Here is a 21,108-nt window from a genome sequence, read left to right as displayed (position 1 = left end):
GATATTTAACAGCGCCGCTGTTATGATTAAACATAACTTCAACAATAATTAAGTTTTGAAATGATAAGCGGTTTTAATAATGCCTAATTACTCCCTTGATGATTTACGTTATTTTTGCACTATAGTGAAATTAGGTAGCTTTAAAAAAGCATCCGAAAGTCTAAATCTATCATTATCAACCTTAAGCCGCAGAATACGTTTATTGGAGCAAACTCTACAGTTAACCTTACTTAATCGAGACGCTCATCGCGTTACATTAACTCATACAGGGGAGCTATATTACGCTCGCTACTGTAAACTGTTTGAGGAAGTAGACGCCATAGAGCAAGCGTTATCTGATGAGAAGCAGCAACCAAAAGGTAAAATTAGAATTTCTGCGCCAATTTACATGGGCAAGCATTTTTTAAGCGCTATTTTTTGTGATTTTTTACTGCTGTATCCAGAAATACAGTTAGATTTACGTTTTTCAAATGACTTAATTGATATCGAAAAAAAAGGCATTGATATTGCTTTTAGAGTAAGAAACCCTGCTATTGATAATTGGGTTATTAGAGAGTTGAAACTCACCCATAATATAATATGTGGCCGCCCTAACCAAACCACTCATTTAATTACCCACCCTGAGCAATTAGAAGAACAACCCAAAGTTATTTGCTTTGGATTAGCCCCGTGGCAATTAAAAAATAAACTGACTAATGAAGTGTATAACGTTGAGCCAAAAAAACACATTAGGCTTGAAGTTGATGAAATTCAAATGATGAAACATGCCGTAGAATCGGGTGTTGGCATTAGTTATATACCTGATTATATTGCATTGCCATTAATAGAGTCAGGAACGCTTGAGCGTATTCTTCCTGATTGGCAAAGTGAAGGGCAGCCTTTTTCTATGCTTTATCGCGACAGAAAACAAATCCCTCATCGTGTGAGGTTACTAATAGACTATACCTTGCAACACTTTAGCTAAAGCGCTGCAAGGTATTTTTTAATAACTGAGCCTCAGTACCATAACGCTATAAAAGTCGCTTAAAGTATTGCTGTAATTACTAAACGGCTTGCTTAAACGGATTACGAGTATCTTGATGCTCATCAAGATTACGCATTAAAATAGCGTACGCTAAATCTAGTGCTTGAGGCAGCGCTATTTTAACAATATGGCCGGAACCTTTAGCATCGCTAATACTTTCACCCTTTTTATTTTCCATCTGCTCAAGTACAAAGCTAATATTACCTTGTGGGGTCATTAACTCTAATGAATGGCCAACACAAAACTTATTTTTTACATCAATATCAACTAAGCCGTTAGCATCTCTACCCAGCACTTCGCCAACAAACTGTTGTTTAGTTGATACCGAATGGCCGTATTCATAATTTTGATAGTCTTGGTGCGCATGGCGCTTTAAAAAGCCTTCGGTGTAGCCTCTGTGGGCTAAATTTTCTAAGGTTTTAAATAAGTTGGTATCAAACGGGCGACCAGCTACTGCGTCATCAATTGCTTTGCGATAAACCTGCGCGGTGCGTGCTACATAATAAAAAGACTTGGTGCGCCCTTCTATTTTTAAGCTATGTATACCCATTTGGGTAAGTTGCTCTACATATTGTACTGCACGTAAATCTTTTGAGTTCATAATATAAGTACCATGCTCATCTTCATAAGCAGGCATATATTCACCGGGGCGACCTTGCTCCTCTAACATGACTATTTCGCTGCTAGGCGCGCCTTCACCAAGCGTAGGTATTATGCTTTTAGGATCGAACTTATGTACCATTTCACCCGTTTCGTTTTCAACACCCGGTTTTACATCGTAATCCCAACGACAAGCATTAGTGCATGTACCTTGATTTGGATCGCGTTTGTTTATGTAACCCGACAATAAACAGCGTCCAGAGTACGCCATACACAAGGCACCATGGACAAATATTTCCAGCTCGGTATTTGGGCAAAGCCGGCGTATTTCGGCAATTTCTTCTAGCGACAGTTCGCGCGATAAAATAACTCGCTCAATCCCCTGTTTTGCCCAAAACTGTACACTCGCGTAATTTACCGCATTCGCTTGTACCGATAGATGAATAGGCATAGTCGGCCATTTTTCACGCACTAACATAATTAAACCCGGATCAGACATGATCAGCGCATCGGGCTGCATAGCAATAACCGGCTCAATGTCGCGTAAATACGAGTTAACTTTAGCGTTATGCGGCGCAATATTCGATACCACATAAAACTTTTTATTTAGTGCATGCGCTTCATCTATGCCTATTTTTAATGTTTCAAGATCAAACTCATTATTACGTACTCGTAAGCTATAGCGTGGCTGCCCTGCATATACTGCATCAGCACCATAGGCAAAGGCATAGCGCATGTTTTTTAAGCTGCCCGCGGGCGATAATAGTTCAGGGGTAAACGCAAACGGCGGTGTATTTTTTGAAGAGTTAACAGTAGTTGATGGCATGAGCGCTCCATACATAAAACTGGTTACAAGCCAGTTGCATGAATAATTAAATAACAAAGCGCGGCAGTATATAGAGTATTAATTTAAGGATAATTGATCAGCATCATGTACTGAGTATTTAGCGTTAAAAGCACAATAATTTAGCCCTTATTTAAAACACCTCTCACTAACGAAAAACTGAGTAACGTTTTGCGCTAATTTTTTGTAGTAGCCGCAGTTATTTATATTGCGATACTTGCGGCTACTTAGTCACAGGGGTTAATAAAAGCGGGTATAATTTAGGGCAATAAAATCTAGCCCTGGATTTGGCTTTTTGAAGCCGGCGTTAGAATAATGAAAGTAGCGTATAGCCACGCTTTGTCGATTATTTTTGCCAAACTTCATCACTAAACCTAAGCGGTCTTCAAATTGATAATGGGTGCTGACATTTTTGCCCGCAAACACAGTATCGTCGAGTAACGAAACACCAATCCCAAACTCTATTAAAATAGGTTTATCTGCCATCTGGGTTATCGGGTATTGGATCACTGGCGAAATAGCAAGCACTAGGTTACTGTCGTAGTCATTTTCAGCACCATACTCCCACAGGTTTAAGCTTGATTCAAAATACATATTTAAATTCTCTGAATACTGTTTTAACCAGTCAACGTGGTATTGCAGCGCTAGCTTAATCCCTTTGACATCTCCTTCACCTTGAACGTAATCAATCGAATAACTCTTGTTTTGAGTTGCGCCTGCCGAAAATACAAAACCAAACATTAGTGTCAAACTTAGAATAATATTTTTCATAGCAATATAAGCGTGTTAAGTTGAATTTGGCGGCTATTTTAATGACATTTATCACGGTTAAAATTTAATTAATTAGTATAAAACAATCGACTTAATAGAATTTAATTAACCGCCAATATTATTGCTGCAGCACACAACTACACGAACAATAGCCATTATATGAGCAAGTTTTTGCACAAACAGGCAAGTTAATTTGTTAATAGCCGTTTAATACTTGAGAAAATAACGACTAAGGTGTAGATTTTAATATTGTTTTTATAATTTTTTAGCACTGTGACTATGGTTCGATTATTCTTTATTATTGCAATTTTTATTATGCTCAATGGCTGCTCTTCTGGGCGTTTTTTGCAATTAAATGACCAACAGCCACAAATTAGCAATGCGTTGGGCTATGCTGTTTTACCTAATTTAGCGCCCTTATCGCTAGGCGCGTTACACAGCCATTGTCTGAGCGTGAGTGATGATACAGATATTGGCCTAGTATTGAGCCTACAATGTGCGCAAACTCTGTTGGCCAGACCGCAATTACCCTCTAATTTAAAAACGTATGCACTGAGCCTCTACAACAGCTCTCTTTATAAACTACTAAAAAGCGATCCCACACAATTAAACCTTGTTTCGGTTGCAATAAACGGTGAAAAACAATTTACCTTTGTAAGTAACCTATTACCTTTAGAGCCACGCCTTGCGGCTAAAACACTGGGTGAGTTGGGGGTTGCCTTAGTGGTAAAGAAACAGCAGCCCGACAACCCAAAAGCCAAATTTTACCCTGAAGAAGGTATTTACCGCGCCTACAATGCTAAGTTAAAAACAATTGAAACACAGGGTTTAACCTACCTAGTTACCATAGATATTGAACAACAAAACAACACCAAAGAAATTAGCCTAGGAAATAATCGCTACGCATTAAGTTATTCACCCGCAGCAAGTTTTTTAATGCTGCTAGAAGATGCCACCATAGACCAATTTAGTTGGCTAGGCTTTGTCTCTGCCAGCGAAGCCGAAAAGCGTCGTGGCATATTTTCACTTGCCCAATTAACTGCTGACAAAGAACCATTAGTAATGATCCACGGTTTAAATTCTGATCCACTGATTTGGCGTTACTTAACCATGGCCATATTAAATGATGCAGTATTAAGCCAACGTTATCAAATTTGGCATGTGTATTATCCCTCAGGTCCGCCACCGTTTTTTAATGCCATGAGAGTGCGTCATTTACTCAGTGAACTGAGCCAAGTTGCTAGCGGGGAGCAAGGCTTTGAGCGCGCAACAATAATTGGCCACAGTATGGGCGGAGTGATCAGTAAAACATTAACAACAAATAGCAACTACGCATTGTGGGATGCCACTTTTACCGACAGACCCGAACTGCTACTCAACGAAAAACAACGCGATATTAAAGATATTTTTGTGTTTGAGCCGGTGTTTAACTACAACCGTGTATTCTTTTTAGATACCCCACATCGCGGCTCCAGTATTGCCAGCTCAGCATTAGGCTACATAGGCGCGTCCTTAGTTACTTTGCCGCTGGAGTTTACTGGCCTTTTTAAAGCACTTATCGATAAGGTTGGCATAGCTAAACTAACTAAAGGTATGCTGCCTTTTTTAAAAGATTATGGTCCAAATAGCGTACAAGTACTCAGACCAGGGCACCCTTTAATGGATGCGTTGGGCACATTACCCGTGCAAGGAGAAGCGTATAATATTATTGGTTCTACTAATCGTCTAATCTGCGATTCAAGCGATGATTGCAGTAATATCAGCGACAGCGTAGTTGACTACCCTAGCGCTTATTACGACAAAGCTAAAGAGACTATTATAGTTAAATCAAGCCATAACTCCTTTCAAAACCCTAGTGCAATTGAGTATATTTTAACAAAGTTAAAATCGCAGTAAGCGCACAAAACAAAATATAAATAAAGCCTGCTAAATATATTCAAAGATGGTTATTAATAATAATTAGTATTTTTACGTTAAAACGCGTATAATTCGCGCCCGTTAATATTCACACTTTCACTTAAAATTATTGGAGCATTAAGATGGCTTTAGAACGTACTTTCTCAATCGTAAAACCTGATGCAGTTGCTAAAAACCACATCGGCGCTATCTACAACCGTTTCGAAACTGCTGGCCTTAAAATCGTTGCAGCTAAAATGGTTCACCTTTCACAAGAGAAAGCTGAAGGCTTCTACGCTGAACACAGCGAACGTCCTTTCTTCGGTGCTTTAGTATCTTTCATGACATCTGGTCCAGTAATGGTTACCGTTCTTGAAGGCGAAAACGCTGTTCTTAAAAATCGTGAAATCATGGGTGCTACTAACCCTGCAGACGCACTAGCAGGCACTTTACGTGCAGACTACGCTGACAGCATCGACGAAAACGCTGTTCACGGCTCTGACGCTGTTGAATCTGCTGCTCGCGAAATCGCGTACTTCTTCGCTGACGAAGAACTTTGTTCACGTACTCGTTAATTCGAACTCGTTAACATATTGAAAAGGGCTTTCGGGCCCTTTTTTAGTCATTATGTAAGGTATTAATCAGTAAACTTATAATGTTTTACTTAATGATTAAGCTGAGTGAATTGTGTACAATTCGTCCTCGTAAATTTTTATCTCCACCGTCACCGATTGAGGTTGTTTCATGACCGAACAAAAAAAGATTAACTTATTAGATTTAAACCGAGAAGGGATGCGCGAGCTATTTGCATCGTTCGGTGAAAAGCCGTTTCGTAGTGACCAGGTGATGAAATGGATTTATCATTTTGGCGTAGATAACTTCGACGATATGAGCAACGTAAACAAAAAGCTTAAAGAAAAACTTAAAGCTGAATGCGAAATTGTTGCCCCAGAAATATCAGTGCGTCAACAAGCTAAAGATGGCACGATCAAATACGCATTAGTGCTTGAAGGCGGCCAAGAAGTAGAAGCTGTTTGGATCCCTGAAAAAGAACGCGCTACGTTATGTGTATCATCGCAAGTTGGTTGTGCGCTTGAATGTACTTTTTGCTCTACAGCGCAACAAGGCTTTAACCGTAACTTAAAAGTATCTGAAATTATTGGCCAGGTTTGGCGTGTAGCTAAAGATATTGGCCTTGATGGTCACAGCGAAAAACGCCCGGTAACAAACGTGGTAATGATGGGCATGGGTGAGCCACTCCTTAACGTTAAAAACGTAGTCCCCGCGATGGAACTGATGTTGGACGATTGGGGTTTTGGTTTATCTAAGCGCCGCGTTACATTAAGTACTTCAGGCGTGGTACCGGCTCTGGATTTACTAAAAGAAAAAATTGACGTAGCACTGGCTATTTCATTGCATGCTCCTGATAACGCACTGCGCGATATTTTAGTGCCCGTTAATAAAAAATACCCTATTGAAGAGTTTTTAGCGGCGTGTCGTCGTTATATCGATGGCTCTAAAGCAAATAAAGACGTAACCGTTGAATACGTTATGCTCAATGGTATTAACGACAGCACCGACCAAGCGCACGCATTGGTACAAACGCTTAAAGGTACTCCTTGTAAGGTAAACCTTATTCCGTTTAACCCATTTCCGGGTAACGAATATACGCGTTCGAGTAATAGTCGTATTGACCGTTTTTCTAAGGTTTTACAAGCAGCCGGCATTACCTGTATTGTGCGCCGCCCTCGCGGTGATGATATTGATGCAGCCTGTGGTCAATTAGCTGGCGATGTTGTTGATAGAACAAAACGCTTGGCTAAAAAGAAAATGCGTGACGATAACGCGATTGCCGTTAATATTCACCAAGCATAGTCTCATCTCTAAATAGCAATCAGTCTTAATTAATACCCCATATCAAGACTGATTGCTTTTAAGTCGTTTATTTTTAAATAATTGATGCAACATAGATGCTTTTAGGTAAGATAGGCGCTATGGACAAAAAATAAAGAGACAAGGTAATGCGACCTTTACTAGTTTTAACTATATCTACGCTCGCCTTAGGCGGTTGCGTTACAGAAAATAGTTATAACGGCAGTGATAAACCCGTTGTCGAAAATAAAATTAATAGCGCAGGCGCAGCTCGAACTCGCATTGCCCTTGCTTTACAATATTTAAATACGGGTAATAACTCTCAAGCAAAATATAACCTTGAACGTGCCAGCGAATATGCGCCAAACCTACCCGAAGTCCACTACTCTTTAGCGTATTACTATCAACAAGTTGGTGAAAATAAACTTGCCGATTTAGCCTATCAAAAAGCACTTGCTATTAAACCTGACGATCCTAATACCTTAAATAACTATGGGGTATTTTTATGTGGTATAGATGAATACGACCGTGCTACTGATCAGTTTTTAAAAGCAATCGCAATACCCAGCTATATCCGTGTTGCCCAAAGCTACGAAAACTTAGCGTTGTGCGCTATAGAATTTGACGACTTTGATAACGCCGAAACTTATTTTCAGCAAGCAATAAATCACAGTTCTCAGCGCGCTTCAACGCTAATTAGTTTAGCGGCTTTATATTACGCTAAAAGCGATTTATACAAAGCAAGTGCACTGTTAAAGCGTTACGACGATACCGCGCAAATATCAGCGCGTGCTTTATTACTTAGTTATTTAATTAAACAGCGCATGGGTAAAATTGAAGAAGCAGAGAAAATTGCTGCAACTATCCTACAAACTTACCCAAGTAGTGATCAGGCTTTTGCGATTAGAGATAGCCAAATAAAACAAACCGAATTTGAAGTCTTGCGCGAAAAATATCGTCAAGCGCAGCTCAATGAATTAAAACAAGATGGTAGCGAAGCGCAATTAAGTTCACAGCCTAAAATAAAAATAATTCGTAAAAAGCGTCCATCACAAAATGACTCAACAAGCTTAATTAGTGCTAATAAAACGCCCGTTGCAACAGTAACAGCCCCAGCTGCAGTAATAGCCGAAGTTAAACCAGCTCAGCCGTCAAGCAAAACTGTCGCGCCAACAAGCCAGGTGAACGCTGCGATAAACGCAAAACTAATAACAAACCAAAGCAGCAAGCAAGCTATTGTTAGCCCTTTAAGTACGCAGCCTGAGACACCACCAAGCACCTTGCCTGCAGCACAGGTAGCAGCTAATAATAACGTTAAAATAATTTCTTTTGGCGCTCCTCAATCTGCTAATAACAGCGCTAATAAAGCAAATACAACTAACACTACTTTCAGCCAAACGAGTGCTCAACCTAGTAATAATGGTCAGGTGGTTTTTTATAAGGCCACTAAAAATGCAGATGTATTTACTAGCAATAACAGCAACGAACTTGACACCATAGAGCTGAGAAATGCGCCAACAAGTAACGACAATAAGCTACCTATGCTCAATCCTAAGGTTGCGCCACTTACAGTACCGTTTCATATTATAGAGTTTGGTGAAAACCTATTTAGCATTTCGGTACGATACAATGTTAAACTACAAAAGCTCCTACTCTGGAATGGATTAAAAGAGTCAGATCGGGTAATGAATGGCAGTAAAATTTACCTTAACGATCCTAATATTTATTATGAAATTAAAGCTGGTGATACCCTTTTTGAAATAGCTACCCAGCGGCAGGTATTAATTGATGAATTAATGCGATGGAATAAATTAAGTCCTGATATAGCACTAACACCAGGGCACAATCTTTTACTAGTGGATCCAGACTCATACCTATTATGAATGAAGAAATTACTCAGCCCCAAAGCGAACAACCTTCTCTTGGGCAAATATTAAAAACACACAGAGAAAACGCTGACATTAGCCTTGCTACTATGGCAACACATTTAAAACTGACTGTGTTACAAGTACAACGCATGGAAAATGATGAATATCAGTTACTTGGCCCTACAACCTTTGTAAAAGGGTATATAAAAAATTATTGCCGAGAGCTAAAAATTGATCATACACCTATTTTGGCTATGCTACCTGCACCTACAACGCCTGAAAAACCCGTTGATATGCAGAGTTTTTCGCGTCGTACTGAAAAAGAAGCTAACGACAGTCGTTTAATGATTGCCAGCTATATTATTTTAGCCATTGTAATTGGCTCCTCTGCCTTATGGTGGTGGCAAAATTCTATGCCAATTGAAGAACAAACAAGTAATATTAATGTTGAAAACTCGATAATGAGTGAGCAACAAGAACAGGCTGCGCAAAGTAATATTGGCGCATCACAGCAGCAAGTTCAGGAAATAAATAATGTAGCATTACCGCAAAGTGAGCAATTAAGTGCGCTACCTAGCGGTAATAGTACAATTAACACCACTACTACAGCCCCTAATGAAGCAAACAATAGTAGTACTATCGTTATGCTTTTTAATGATGAGAGCTGGGTAGAAATTTATGATGCCGAAGGTGAAAAAATTGCGTTTGGAGTAAAAAAAGCAGGCTATGAAATGACCTTAACAGGCATAGCTCCTTTTTCGGTTGTGCTGGGTAAGCATGATGCAGTTAATATTACTCTAAACGGTGAAACTGTTGATCTATCAGCTTTTCCAAAAAATCGTTTAGCTAAATTTAAATTACCACTAGCAGAGTAGCCGCTATGTTTTCAGAATCCCCAATTAAACGCAGAAAATCAACCCGTATTAATGTTGGTAATGTACCTATAGGTGATGGCGCACCCATTGCCGTGCAGTCAATGACTAACACCGACACTATGGATGTGGATGCAACCGTAGCACAGATTCAGGCAATACAAGATGCCGGCGCCGATATTGTGCGCGTATCTGTACCAACTATGGACGCCGCCGAAGCATTCAAAAGCATTAAAGAGCAGGTAACTATACCGTTAGTAGCCGATATTCACTTTGATTACCGAATTGCCTTAAAAGTGGCAAAATATGGCGTAGATTGTCTGCGTATTAACCCAGGTAATATTGGCAGCGAAGAGCGAATTAGGGCTGTGGTAGATGCGGCTCGCGAGCACAACATTCCTATTCGTATTGGTGTAAATGGCGGCTCATTAGAGCGCGATTTACAAGAAAAATACGGCGAGCCTTCGCCCGAGGCATTATTAGAGTCGGCAATGCGCCATGTAAATATATTGCGCCGTTTAGACTTTGATCAATTTAAAATATCAGTAAAAGCGTCTGACGTGTTTTTAGCTGTAGGTGCTTATCGCTTGCTAGCAAAAGAAATAGACCAACCTCTGCATTTAGGTATCACCGAAGCCGGTGGCATGCGCTCAGGCTCAGTTAAATCTGCAGTCGGTTTAGGCATGTTACTTGCCGAAGGAATTGGCGATACGCTACGTGTTTCGTTGGCAGCCGATCCGGTGCAAGAAATTAAAGTTGGTTTTGATATTTTAAAATCACTGCGTATTCGTTCTCGCGGTATTAACTTTATTGCTTGCCCTAGCTGCTCTCGCCAAGAGTTTGATGTAGTTAGCACCATGAACCAATTAGAAGAGCGCTTAGAGGATATTATTGAACCGGTTTCGGTCTCAGTGATTGGCTGTGTAGTAAACGGCCCTGGCGAAGCATTGGTAAGTGATATTGGTTTAGCCGGCGCTAGTCGTCGCTCAGGATTATATATTAATGGCGAACGCCAAAAAGCCCGCATAGATAACAATAATATTGTTGAACAACTTGAAGGCTACGTGCGCGATTTTATTGCAAAAAAACAAAACCAAACACCTATCGATATTAAAATCGTTGAGTAACACCTTTAATTAGTTAGTTTGGCCTTTATTTAAATTGTGCTATCGCTGGGTAACTTAGCAATAGCGCGCCTCTAAGCTCGCATTTACGTGTAAATTAGGGTTATAATATCGGGTCAATTTTTTTAGTTTTATGTTGTCGCAGTCAAGCATTGTACAACAACAGTTTTTAGGATTTAGCAGTGGCAAAACAAATTCAAGCAGTTCGCGGTATGAACGATTGCCTACCAGGCGATACTCAAGTTTGGCAAAAAGTAGAAAATATTTTACGCGAAACCGTTGCGTCGTTCGGTTATCAAGAAATTCGTTTTCCAATTGTAGAATCAACCGACCTATTTAAACGCTCTATTGGTGAAGTAACCGATATAGTAGAAAAAGAAATGTACACCTTTGCCGATCGTAATGGCGACTTACTTACGCTTCGCCCAGAAGGCACCGCTGTGTGTGTACGCGCAGGAAACGAAAATGGCTTACTGTATAACCAAGAGCAACGCCTTTGGTATATGGGCCCAATGTTTCGCCATGAACGTCCGCAAAAAGGCCGCTATCGCCAGTTTCACCAATTTGGTTTAGAAACCTTTGGTATTGCGAGTGCCGACATAGATGCAGAAGTTATTTTACTTACAGCGCAATTATGGGAATCGTTTGGGATTAGCGAACATGTACGTTTAGAGCTTAACTCGTTAGGTTCAAACGAAGCACGTGCCAATTACCGTGATGCACTGGTTGCCTATCTTGAGCAACACCTTGATGTACTAGACGAAGATTCAAAACGTCGCATGTATTCAAACCCGCTACGTGTACTTGATAGCAAAAACCCTGACGTGCAAGCAATTTTAATTAATGCACCTAAGCTATCTGAGCATTTAGACACTGAATCAAAAGAACATTTTGCAAATTTATGTGAACGTTTAGACGCAGCCGGCGTCAAATACACGATTAACGAAAAACTGGTACGTGGTTTAGATTATTACAACCGCACTGTGTTTGAATGGATCACCGACAGCTTAGGCGCGCAAGGTACTGTGTGTGCCGGTGGCCGTTACGATGGCTTAGTTGAGCAACTTGGTGGAAAAGCGACCCCTGCAGTAGGTTTTGCAATGGGCCTTGAGCGCTTAGTGCTACTGCTACAAGCACTTGAGTGTGTAGGTGATATTCGTCGTAATGCTGATGTATATTTAGCATCAATGGGCGACAAAGCCAGTATTCAAGCACCTATTATTGCAGCGACGCTTCGACGCGATGTGCCAAACTTACGCGTTATGGTGCATGCTGGCGGCGGCAACTTTAAAAAACAATTAAAACGTGCTGATAAAAGCGATGCACTCGTTGCCGTTATTATCGGTGAAGATGAATTAGAACAAGGCGTTGTGACCATTAAGTATTTACGCGAGCGTAAAGAACAAGTCACATTAGAATTAGAACAAGCTAAAGCGCTATTAGCAGAGCTTATTAATAGCTAATATTTTAATAAAAGCATATTAATGCCAAAGCTATCACAGAGGTAAAAATGGATATTTATTCAACAGAAGAACAACAAGCCGAAGCCATAAAGCGCTTTTTCCGTGAAAACGGCCTTTCTCTTGCACTAGGTGTAATTGTAGGTTTAGGTGGTTTATATGGCTGGAAAGCGTATAACCAAAACCAAATTACCACAGCTGAGCAAGCATCAGACGCTTACACAACATTGGTTTCAGGCGAAAGTGTATTATCGTCAGCTGATACTTTTATTAGCGAAAATAAAGATACCAACTACGCAACGTTAGCTGCATTTGTAGCGGCTAAAGATGCTGTAGAAGCAAATGACCTAGACGCCGCAAGCGAAAAGCTAAGCTGGATAGTGTCTAACGTAAAAAACGATGAATTAAAAGCCATTGCTATTACACGCCTAGCTCGCGTTCAAATTGCCCAGCAGCAGTATGATGAAGCGCTAACGTCGTTAAATGCATCATTACCTGACGCATTTTCTGCCAATGTTGCAGAGCTTAAGGGTGATATTTACACTAAGCAAGGCGACAAAAAACAAGCTCGCGCAGCATATCAAGCAGCGGTTGATGCCGGTGGACTAACCAGTAATCCACTATTACAAATTAAGTTAGATGACCTAGCAGTAACAAGCCCAGCGGCATAAGGTTTTAGCTATGAAAAAAATAACAATCGCAACGCTTGCACTTTGCATGGCAACTTTAATGGGTTGCTCGTCAAGTGATGACGAAGAAGAACTGGTTCTGCCTGAAATAGCCAACCAGTTCGAAACTAATATTGTATGGCAAGAATCAATTGGTAATGGTGTAGAGCATTATTTTTCACGCTTATCACCTGCTGTATATAAAGATACCGTATACGTTGCTAACCGCGAAGGCCAAGTAAAAGCACTTAAGCTAGAAAATGGCGATACGCTATGGAAAAGCGATGTGCGCCAAGATGTATCGTTTTGGCCATGGGCCGATAACGATAGTGCAAAATTATCGGGCGGAATATTACAAGCTTATGGTAAAATATATTTAGGTTCGGAGCATGGCTATGTTATTGCTCTAGATCGTGAAACTGGTGAAGAAGTTTGGCGTAAAAACGTACCCGGTGAAGCACTTTCAAAACCAGCTGCCGGTGACGGTTTGGTATTTGTAAATTTAGCTTCGGGTAAGTTATTAGCCCTTCATCCTGATACGGGTGAAGAACGCTGGCGCTTTGAGCAAGAAGTACCTGCGCTAACCTTACGTGGACAAAGCGCGCCTACTGTTGCAAATGGTGGTGTATTAGTTGGCCTAGAAACCGGCAAATTAAGCGTATTAATTTCAGACAGTGGTTACTCTGCATGGAGTGCCGAAATTGCAGTTGCTAAAGGTGCTTCAGAGTTTGAGCGTCTAGTTGATGTAGACACACAACCACTTATTAGCGGCCCATACGCTTATGCTATTGCTTATAATGGTAACCTAGCGGCAGTTGATATTCGTTCTGGTAATATTGTATGGAAACGTGAATACAGCAGTTACCGCGATATTGCCATGGATGCACAAAGTATTTATGTAGTAGATAGCAACGGTGTTATTTACGCATTGGATAAAGATTCAGGTATTGAACGTTGGAGCCAACCCGCTCTACGTGGTTGGTATTTAACAGGCCCTGCAGTTGCAGGTGAATATTTAGCGTTAGGTGATCAAGAAGGTAACCTACATTGGCTAAATAAAGTCACTGGCGAGCTAGTATCTCGTGAAGACTTTGACAGTTCAGGCTTTTTTGTTGAGCCTGTTGTTGCCAACGATAAACTGATTTTATATACCCGAGATGGGGAAGTTAGTGCGGTACAAATACCAAACTAACTTATGATTATTAGTATAACCCACTAATAGTTAATTATTTTTTGTAAGGCTTCGCAACGCGAAGCCTTTTGTTGTTTTTTAAAGAGGTAGTTTATGCTTCCCGTGATCGCTCTAGTTGGGCGACCCAATGTGGGCAAATCCACATTATTTAACCGTTTAACACGTACTCGTGACGCGCTCGTAGCCGATTTTCCAGGTTTAACTCGTGATAGAAAATATGGCCAAGCAAATTACGATGGCTATGAATTTATCGTGGTAGACACGGGCGGTATTGATGGTTCTGAAGAAGGCATTGAAATCGAAATGGCTGATCAGTCTCTGCTCGCCATTGAAGAAGCCGATATAGTACTGTTTTTAGTTGATGCCCGTGTAGGTATGACAGTAGCTGACCAAGCCATTGCTAATCACTTGCGCAAGCAAGAGAAAAAATGCTTTGTGGTTGCTAACAAAACCGACGGTATTGACGCCGATTCAAACTGCGCTGAGTTCTATCAATTATCGCTGGGCGAAATTCATCATATTGCTGCATCACATGGCCGCGGTATTACGTTATTACTTGAGCAAACGCTACAGCCTTTAATTGCTGAATTAGCGGCGCTTGATGAAGATGTAAGTAACGATGATGAAGAGCTTATCGATTTATACCAAGAAGACAGTGAAGATGACTCTCATCAAGCATTTGCAGACAAACCTGTAAAGCTAGCCATTATTGGTCGTCCTAACGTAGGCAAGTCAACACTTACCAACCGTATACTCGGTGAAGAACGTGTAATTGTTTACGATATGCCAGGCACAACCCGCGATTCTATTTATATTCCGATGACCCGTAACGACAAAGAATATATTTTAATCGACACAGCTGGTGTGCGTAAGCGTAAAAAAGTAAGCGACGTGGTTGAAAAGTTCTCAGTGATTAAAACCCTACAAGCAATTGAAGACTGTAACGTAGTGTTATTAGTCGTTGATGCTCGTGCGGGTATTTCTGATCAAGATTTAAGCTTATTAGGTTTTGCACTTAACTCTGGCCGTTCACTGGTTATTGCGGTGAACAAATGGGATGGCTTAGACGATTATGTTAAAGATCGTATTAAATCAGAACTAGATCGTCGCTTAGGCTTTATCGACTTTGCCCGTTTACACTTTATATCGGCATTACACGGTACTGGCGTAGGTCATTTATTTGAGTCGGTAGATGAAGCGTACGAATCAGCTACTAAGCGTATAAGCACCGCAATGTTACGTCGTATTATGGACATGGCACAAGCAGATCATCAGCCGCCACTTGTTCGTGGTCGCCGTGTTAAGCTTAAATATGCGCATGCCGGTGGTTATAACCCACCACGTATCGTTATTCATGGTAACCAAGTTCATGATTTACCTGATAGCTATAAACGCTACCTAATGAACTACTACCGTAAAGCACTGAAAATTATGGGCACACCTATCAAAATCGAATTTAGAGAAGGTGATAACCCATTTGCCGGACGTGTTAATAAAATAACACTATCGCAAAAACGTAAAATTCGTGCGTTTAGTAAAGAAAACCGTAACAAATAGGTACTAGGTACTAGGTACTAGGTACTAGGTACTAGGTACTAGGTACTAGGTACTAGGTACTAGGTACTAAAATATTAAATGGCGTACATTAAATGTACGCCATTTTTTTGTTTAAAATAAAGTATTACGCAACCGCTTTATGAATAAGCCCAACTAACGGTTCGGGTAATGTTACATTACCAGCGAGCACAAAATCGCGTGCCTCTACTGACATTTTTTGCCACGTGCGACGAATAATGCCAAGCCATTTTTGTTCATCATAATCTGGTTTGGTACTGGTAAAGGCCAACATATAATGTTCAATAAACACCAAACTTGCAATATCCTCCACTAACTGACTGTCTGGGTTGCGTTTAATATCTTGCTTAGCTACCGCGGCATAAACCCGCTGTTGCTGCGCTTCATTAAAGCCAACTTGTTGCATCAACTTAATTACCCTTGAGGCATGAAATATATAAAGTGCACTACGCCACTGATGATACCCCTGCTTATTCATAGCAAAGTTACTGCGCGGCGACTGCCAGCGTTCAATATGCTGGCCGCGTACTGCTATTTGCATAAGCTCATCAGCATTAGGGTTAAAACGCGCTAACATTTCGCTCATACGAGTTGCGTATAAACTTTCTTTTGGCAGGCTCTGAGCATTATATATTTCAGTATTAGGGTCTTGGCTATTTGCTTGATCAATTAAGGTTATTACTTGGTTAAGCATTGTTTTATTAGGTGCGCTATTTAGCATGGTACTTATATTTAACTTGAGTTTACTTTACACCATTCTAAGCCGCTCAAAACGAATAAGCGAGTACTGAACGTTAACCGCACTAACAAAGTGTTATCTATAAACAGCACGTGTTAACCTTGAACGATAAAAATTAACTCGCTAAAACGAGATAAACATGTTCAAAAAAAGTATTTTAGCTATTTGCTTAACCCTAGTTTCGCTGCCAAGTATGGCTGATAACAATGCCGATTTAAAAAATATAATTGATAAACATTGGCAACACGCCCAAGACGAAAAAATATTTTTTCGTACCGATCGCGACGGCTGGAAACCCAATGGCAAGTTAGCTAATTGGACCGAGCACGCTATTGCTCAGCGTCAACAGTACAATGATGCCGTGCTCGACAATTTAAAAAACATTGATCCTAGCAAGCTCAGCGACGCGCAGTTAATGAATTACCGATTATTTAAATATGAACGAGAAACCGAGCAACAAAGCTATCTATTTCAGGATAAGTATTTTCCAGTAAACTTTTTAAGCGGCTGGCATACCTACTTTGCTGAAGCACCGGCTAATATGGCATTTTTAACTGCTAATGATTATGAACACTTTTTAGTCAGCCTTGCCGACTACCCTCGTTTTAATCAAGAAAACATTAACTTGATGAAAGCTGGGATTAAAAATGGTTATACGCACTACTGTAAAACCTTTGAAAATTACAGCAGTAGCATTAGCGCTCATATCGTTAAAAAACCTGAGAACAGCGCCTTATACGAGCCCTTTACCCGTATTCCGAGTACGTTTAGTGCAGAGCAAAAAGCCACATATCAAAACAAAGCAAAAGCTTTAATTAGCTCAAAAGTAGTACCCGCTTATCAGCATTTTTACGACTTTTTTGAAAACGATTACATGCCTAATTGCAGAGCCGAGCCTGGTATTTCAAGTGTTAAAGATGGCCTTGATTACTACAAATATACGGTAAATTATTACACCACCACCAATGCCACGCCAAAACAAATACACGAACTTGGCTTAAAGGAAGTCGCACGTATAAAAACGCAAATGCAAAACATCATTGATAAAGTGGGCTTTGATGGCACTTACGCTGAGTTTTTAGAGTTTTTAGCGAACGACAAGCAATTTTACGCAACAGACGCGCAAGACTTGCTCGAAAAAATCGCTTTTATTACCCAAAAAATGTATGGCAAGTTACCCACCTATTTTGGCCATTTACCGCGCAACACCTTTACCATTAAAGGCTCAGCAAGTCGCGGCGCGTTTTATATGCCACCACCTGATAACCGCTCACCAGGTACTTATTTTTTAGCTTCAACACCTAAAATACAGCCTTTATATAACCTAGAGGCACTGAGTTTACACGAAGCAATTCCTGGGCATCATTTACAAAATGCCGTTGCCATGGAGTTAAATGTACCCCAGTTTAGACGAACACTTAGCCACTCTGCATTTGGCGAAGGTTGGGGCTTGTACAGCGAACGTTTAGGCAAAGAAGCCGGATTTTATCAAAACCCTTACAGCGACTTTGGCCGTTTGGGCTACGAAATGTGGCGCGCAGTGCGTTTAGTGGTTGATACCGGTATTCATGCCTTTGGCTGGAGCCGCCAAAAGGCTATTGACTACTTGGCAGATCACACAGCCTTGCCGCAAAGTGCGGTTGAGGATCAAATAGATCGTTATATTTCTTGGCCAGGCCAAGCACTGTCTTACAAAATGGGCGAGCTAAAAATACGTGAACTGCGCGCAAAAGCCGAAAAAGAGCTAGGTGCTAAGTTTGATATACGCCAGTTTCACGACACTGTTATCGGCCAAGGTTCACTGCCAATGGCGGTGTTAGAAGCGGTAATAAATGAATGGATTGCACAGCAAAAGTCCGTTATTTGATGTCTGTGGCGCTGAACATTACTCAGCGCCTTTAACCTGCAAGCCCACTCGATTATTAAGGTAGGTTTTTTGTAAGATCTTGCGCAAGTGTGCCCGCTGGTTTTTCAACCATACGTGTTAGTTCTTTGCCATTTTGGCTAACTATAATAGTAGGTGTGTATTGTAAATTATGAGCCTGTGCTACGCCGCTAGCATCTTGCTTGTTGTACCCTACGGCTACAAATTTAATACTCTCTAATTGTACTTTCGACTGTTCAAGCAGTTTAATTAAACGCGGAACTTCGCGCGCGCTATCATGGCACCAAGTACCAAATAATACGGTTAACTCCTTCCCCTTTAATTTTTGTATTAGCGTAATATCTTGTTTGCTAGGGGTAAAGTTTTTATATTGCTGAGCAAAGTTATCATATTCTGCAAGTAAATCTGCCGCGCTAATACCCCCAGTATAAGGCGCTGTAGCCCCAAAAGTGGACAGTGGCAAACACAGAAAAAAGAATAAAACTAATTTTTTAAACATTAAGGCGCCTTTTTGTATTAATACTGTGAGTGTTTTATTTACTCGATTTAAGAGTATAAGTTAAGTTGATATATGGCTATTTTACAACCAAAGAAAGTCAATAGCATTACTATAATCAAGCCATTATTTATTGTTATCCATAAAAAAGTTTACTTGCGATAACTGCGTTAAATACTCTCGTCTTGCATCTTTATCTTGCGCTAATTTGTCTAAATCACCAATTAATGTAACTAACTTATTATGTGAATAATGGTTGGTATTTTTAAAATCATCTGGCTCACCAATCTCGTTTATACGTTCTTTTTTATCCATTTTGTGGCTGTTTTCGTTGTTTTCAAGCCAAATATCGTTAATAAGGCGAATGTTACTTTCGTTAGTGGTTTTTTCAGTAAGTGCCATTTTTAGCTCATACTGCGATTTATCTTGGTTGTATTGATAGGTTTTTTTATCAATATCTATTTGCTGGTATTGGTCAAGCCCAACTAACTCGTTATTTTTAACGGCGGTATTAATATTGTAACTTTCTTCGCTGTCGTAATAATCGGGCCGGGTATTCTGGTAGTCAAAATGGCTACTTACGTTTTTACTTTGCGTAACCCCTTTTAGCTCACCTGACTTTTGTTGCTCGGTGGCTTGGCTTAGCGCAACGTTACTTTTAGGCTGATAGTCGCCTCTGTCCATGGCAAACTCAAATTTTGCATCAAAATCAGCTAACTTAGAAATACCCGCCCCTAAAGAATTTTGCGTACTGTTGCCAAGCCCTTGATAGCGAGGATCGTTCGTGATCATGTTATCGACTAAATCGGCAACCATAGCGCGCCCGTCATTAAATTGCTGCGTTGCTAGTGACTCTAACTTGCTATAACGCTGCGCTGCTGAGGACATGCTCGTAAATGCGCCTTTAAATAAAGCAAAGCCTTGCTGCATATTTGCATCGCCTTTTTTACCAAATGCAGACGCTTTCTCGTCGCTACTATTGTGGCGGCTATCTTCAAGGTTTTTATCTAATGAGGCAAGATACTGCTGCATTTGCTGGTTATCTTTAGCGCCTACCGTTGCCATATCTAAAGTAAAGTCGATTTTATTAGCGCCGCGATCCGATTTAAATACCAGCGCTTGCTGCTGCATACTTTCATCTATGCTGTAGCTAAAATCAAGATTGTTTTCAGTAGATAAAACGCTCTCACCTTCGGTCGTTGAAAAAGACACATCAAAACCAGATAACTGCTGATGATTAAAATCTGCTAAAAAGTCTAAGTTCATATCGCCTTGGTTTACCGGCACATAACGGCTGTTAGCATATTGACTGACTTTAAAAAACTCATCAGCCATTTCACCTACACCTGCAAGTACTTCAGTTAGCGCCTGATGCTCAGCCTCTGACAAATCCCCTTCTACTTCATAGCTAAGGCTAAAATTATCAGCCGTTTTACCAGCACTTTCATCATAACCTTGCGATGAGTTAAAGGTAATATTAATAATATCGCCTTCTTTGGTTTTTACTGATAATTGAAAGCGGTAGTTATCGTCATCCTCCTGCTTGCTGCGATTAATACTCTCCATATAAGGGTTAAGCGCACGCTCAACACGCTGCTGACTAGAGGCTAAAAATGATGTTTGTTGATGCCCTAATTGCCCCAGATTAAATAAAATATCACTGGTGTTGGCGTAAGCACCCTGAATATCTGTTACCGATTTATTTAAGCGTTGTATGAGCTTATCGCTATGCTCATTTTTAAGTAGCCCTTCTTGCTGACTCGTTATTACAGTACGTATAGCTAACTCTTCAGCGCTGTAGTGGTAGCTCGATATATTTGCTTTTTTTGCAGGAGTGATCAGCACCGAAAGTTGCTGTTGCAGTAATTGGGCAACTTTTTCGTCGCTAAACTGACTGAGAAAATCGGACGTTATTTTGGGTGATAGCTCTGTTGCTAACTCTGGTATTAATTTTGGCGCTATTTCGAGTGGGCTATGTTGCAGTTTGCTGCTAAGGGTATGGTTTGCATTATCAACTGGCAGTACTTGCTTTGTCGCTAAACTAGAGTGGTTATTTAACCCATTGTTAATCATGATCATCCTTAATCGCAAACTGCTATTAAGTATATATCGGTCGGCCAACTAAAAACTTGAGCGATTTATAACCTTATAGTTACTCCGTTCCATTAATTAATGTATTTACCTATCTCATTAATACATGGAATATGCTTCTGTTGATCACG

At 40.4% G+C, this 21,108-nt stretch carries 17 protein-coding genes; 12 read left to right on the top strand and 5 right to left on the bottom strand.

All coding sequences use genetic code 11. From position 1 onward, the window contains the following. Positions 1-79: 79 nt before the first annotated feature. Complete coding sequence (locus AAEZ22_RS14230) at positions 80-964, top strand: LysR family transcriptional regulator (RefSeq protein WP_011329784.1); 885 nt, start codon at positions 80-82, stop codon at positions 962-964. Positions 965-1,043: 79 nt separating this feature from the next. Here AAEZ22_RS14230 and trhP read toward each other — a convergent pair whose 3' ends face one another. After that, the gene (gene trhP / locus AAEZ22_RS14225) at positions 1,044-2,450 is read right to left on the bottom strand and encodes a prephenate-dependent tRNA uridine(34) hydroxylase TrhP (RefSeq protein WP_011329783.1); all 1,407 of its coding nucleotides are present in this window, start codon (positions 2,448-2,450) and stop codon (positions 1,044-1,046) included. A 258-nt stretch (positions 2,451-2,708) separates the two neighbouring features. Next, positions 2,709-3,209, bottom strand: coding sequence for an acyloxyacyl hydrolase (locus AAEZ22_RS14220; protein WP_307724741.1), 501 nt, complete (start codon positions 3,207-3,209; stop codon positions 2,709-2,711). Between the two features lie 309 nt (positions 3,210-3,518). Between AAEZ22_RS14220 and AAEZ22_RS14215 the strand changes: the two genes are divergently transcribed. The 10 genes from AAEZ22_RS14215 to der all read left to right on the top strand — a co-directional run bounded on the left by AAEZ22_RS14215 (position 3,519) and on the right by der (position 15,748). Then, the gene (locus tag AAEZ22_RS14215) at positions 3,519-5,135 is read left to right on the top strand and encodes an esterase/lipase family protein (protein ID WP_231613386.1); all 1,617 of its coding nucleotides are present in this window, start codon (positions 3,519-3,521) and stop codon (positions 5,133-5,135) included. Positions 5,136-5,278: 143 nt separating this feature from the next. Next, positions 5,279-5,710 (top strand): nucleoside-diphosphate kinase, encoded by a 432-nt coding sequence (gene ndk, locus AAEZ22_RS14210; RefSeq protein ID WP_011329780.1) that lies wholly within the window; start codon positions 5,279-5,281, stop codon positions 5,708-5,710. Between the two features lie 169 nt (positions 5,711-5,879). Further along, on the top strand, positions 5,880-7,010 hold the full coding sequence (rlmN, locus tag AAEZ22_RS14205) for a dual-specificity RNA methyltransferase RlmN (RefSeq protein ID WP_011329779.1): 1,131 nt from the start codon (positions 5,880-5,882) through the stop codon (positions 7,008-7,010). 146 nt (positions 7,011-7,156) lie between these two features. Continuing rightward, the gene (gene pilW / locus AAEZ22_RS14200; protein ID WP_182678487.1) at positions 7,157-8,890 is read left to right on the top strand and encodes a type IV pilus biogenesis/stability protein PilW; all 1,734 of its coding nucleotides are present in this window, start codon (positions 7,157-7,159) and stop codon (positions 8,888-8,890) included. After that, a complete protein-coding gene (locus AAEZ22_RS14195; RefSeq protein ID WP_011329777.1) occupies positions 8,887-9,750 on the top strand; it encodes a RodZ domain-containing protein in 864 nt (287 codons plus the stop codon). Before pilW ends, AAEZ22_RS14195 begins: the two co-directional genes overlap by 4 nt. 5 nt (positions 9,751-9,755) lie before the next feature. Then, the gene (gene ispG / locus AAEZ22_RS14190) at positions 9,756-10,874 is read left to right on the top strand and encodes a flavodoxin-dependent (E)-4-hydroxy-3-methylbut-2-enyl-diphosphate synthase (RefSeq protein WP_086998188.1); all 1,119 of its coding nucleotides are present in this window, start codon (positions 9,756-9,758) and stop codon (positions 10,872-10,874) included. Positions 10,875-11,053: 179 nt separating this feature from the next. Further along, positions 11,054-12,334, top strand: coding sequence for a histidine--tRNA ligase (gene hisS / locus AAEZ22_RS14185; protein ID WP_011329775.1), 1,281 nt, complete (start codon positions 11,054-11,056; stop codon positions 12,332-12,334). A 47-nt stretch (positions 12,335-12,381) separates the two neighbouring features. Then, complete coding sequence (locus AAEZ22_RS14180) at positions 12,382-13,002, top strand: YfgM family protein (RefSeq protein WP_011329774.1); 621 nt, start codon at positions 12,382-12,384, stop codon at positions 13,000-13,002. 10 nt (positions 13,003-13,012) lie between these two features. Continuing rightward, positions 13,013-14,191: an outer membrane protein assembly factor BamB gene (gene bamB / locus AAEZ22_RS14175; RefSeq protein WP_011329773.1), complete on the top strand. Its 1,179-nt coding sequence runs from the start codon at positions 13,013-13,015 to the stop codon at positions 14,189-14,191. Between the two features lie 93 nt (positions 14,192-14,284). Then, a complete protein-coding gene (gene der / locus AAEZ22_RS14170; RefSeq protein ID WP_011329772.1) occupies positions 14,285-15,748 on the top strand; it encodes a ribosome biogenesis GTPase Der in 1,464 nt (487 codons plus the stop codon). Positions 15,749-15,872: 124 nt separating this feature from the next. Here der and AAEZ22_RS14165 read toward each other — a convergent pair whose 3' ends face one another. Continuing rightward, positions 15,873-16,460 carry a DUF4202 domain-containing protein gene (locus AAEZ22_RS14165; protein ID WP_339686144.1) on the bottom strand — a complete coding sequence of 196 codons (588 nt, stop codon included), beginning with the start codon at positions 16,458-16,460 and terminating at the stop codon, positions 15,873-15,875. A 184-nt stretch (positions 16,461-16,644) separates the two neighbouring features. On the opposite strand from AAEZ22_RS14165, the gene AAEZ22_RS14160 reads away from it, so the two are divergent. Further along, entirely contained in the window at positions 16,645-18,372 is a 1,728-nt protein-coding gene (locus AAEZ22_RS14160) for a DUF885 domain-containing protein (protein ID WP_352297722.1), read from the top strand. A gap of 55 nt (positions 18,373-18,427) precedes the next feature. Here the strand turns inward: AAEZ22_RS14160 and AAEZ22_RS14155 are convergent, their stop codons facing one another. Together AAEZ22_RS14155 and AAEZ22_RS14150 are read right to left on the bottom strand one after the other, a co-directional pair. Further along, positions 18,428-18,889 (bottom strand): TlpA family protein disulfide reductase, encoded by a 462-nt coding sequence (locus AAEZ22_RS14155; protein WP_179807756.1) that lies wholly within the window; start codon positions 18,887-18,889, stop codon positions 18,428-18,430. 123 nt (positions 18,890-19,012) lie between these two features. Continuing rightward, complete coding sequence (locus AAEZ22_RS14150; protein ID WP_179807755.1) at positions 19,013-20,959, bottom strand: hypothetical protein; 1,947 nt, start codon at positions 20,957-20,959, stop codon at positions 19,013-19,015. Between the last annotated feature and the right edge of the window lie 149 nt (positions 20,960-21,108).

Origin of the sequence: Pseudoalteromonas sp. 20-MNA-CIBAN-0454 (genome assembly GCF_040308685.1) — a bacterium.
Taxonomy (GTDB): Bacteria; Pseudomonadota; Gammaproteobacteria; order Enterobacterales; family Alteromonadaceae; genus Pseudoalteromonas; species Pseudoalteromonas nigrifaciens.
This window is presented reverse-complemented; position numbering and strand designations above follow the sequence as displayed.

Excerpts from the sequence above, each read along its gene's own strand:
- AAEZ22_RS14230 (WP_011329784.1), top strand. The coding sequence starts at position 80 with ATGCCTAATTACTCCCTTGATGATTTACGTTATTTTTGCACTATAGTG.
- trhP (WP_011329783.1), bottom strand. The coding sequence starts at position 2,450 with ATGCCATCAACTACTGTTAACTCTTCAAAAAATACACCGCCGTTTGCG.
- AAEZ22_RS14220 (WP_307724741.1), bottom strand. The coding sequence starts at position 3,209 with ATGTTTGGTTTTGTATTTTCGGCAGGCGCAACTCAAAACAAGAGTTAT.
- AAEZ22_RS14215 (WP_231613386.1), top strand. The coding sequence starts at position 3,519 with ATGGTTCGATTATTCTTTATTATTGCAATTTTTATTATGCTCAATGGC.
- ndk (WP_011329780.1), top strand. The coding sequence starts at position 5,279 with ATGGCTTTAGAACGTACTTTCTCAATCGTAAAACCTGATGCAGTTGCT.
- rlmN (WP_011329779.1), top strand. The coding sequence starts at position 5,880 with ATGACCGAACAAAAAAAGATTAACTTATTAGATTTAAACCGAGAAGGG.
- pilW (WP_182678487.1), top strand. The coding sequence starts at position 7,157 with ATGCGACCTTTACTAGTTTTAACTATATCTACGCTCGCCTTAGGCGGT.
- AAEZ22_RS14195 (WP_011329777.1), top strand. The coding sequence starts at position 8,887 with ATGAATGAAGAAATTACTCAGCCCCAAAGCGAACAACCTTCTCTTGGG.
- ispG (WP_086998188.1), top strand. The coding sequence starts at position 9,756 with ATGTTTTCAGAATCCCCAATTAAACGCAGAAAATCAACCCGTATTAAT.
- AAEZ22_RS14180 (WP_011329774.1), top strand. The coding sequence starts at position 12,382 with ATGGATATTTATTCAACAGAAGAACAACAAGCCGAAGCCATAAAGCGC.
- bamB (WP_011329773.1), top strand. The coding sequence starts at position 13,013 with ATGAAAAAAATAACAATCGCAACGCTTGCACTTTGCATGGCAACTTTA.
- der (WP_011329772.1), top strand. The coding sequence starts at position 14,285 with ATGCTTCCCGTGATCGCTCTAGTTGGGCGACCCAATGTGGGCAAATCC.
- AAEZ22_RS14165 (WP_339686144.1), bottom strand. The coding sequence starts at position 16,460 with ATGCTTAACCAAGTAATAACCTTAATTGATCAAGCAAATAGCCAAGAC.
- AAEZ22_RS14160 (WP_352297722.1), top strand. The coding sequence starts at position 16,645 with ATGTTCAAAAAAAGTATTTTAGCTATTTGCTTAACCCTAGTTTCGCTG.
- AAEZ22_RS14155 (WP_179807756.1), bottom strand. The coding sequence starts at position 18,889 with ATGTTTAAAAAATTAGTTTTATTCTTTTTTCTGTGTTTGCCACTGTCC.
- AAEZ22_RS14150 (WP_179807755.1), bottom strand. The coding sequence starts at position 20,959 with ATGATTAACAATGGGTTAAATAACCACTCTAGTTTAGCGACAAAGCAA.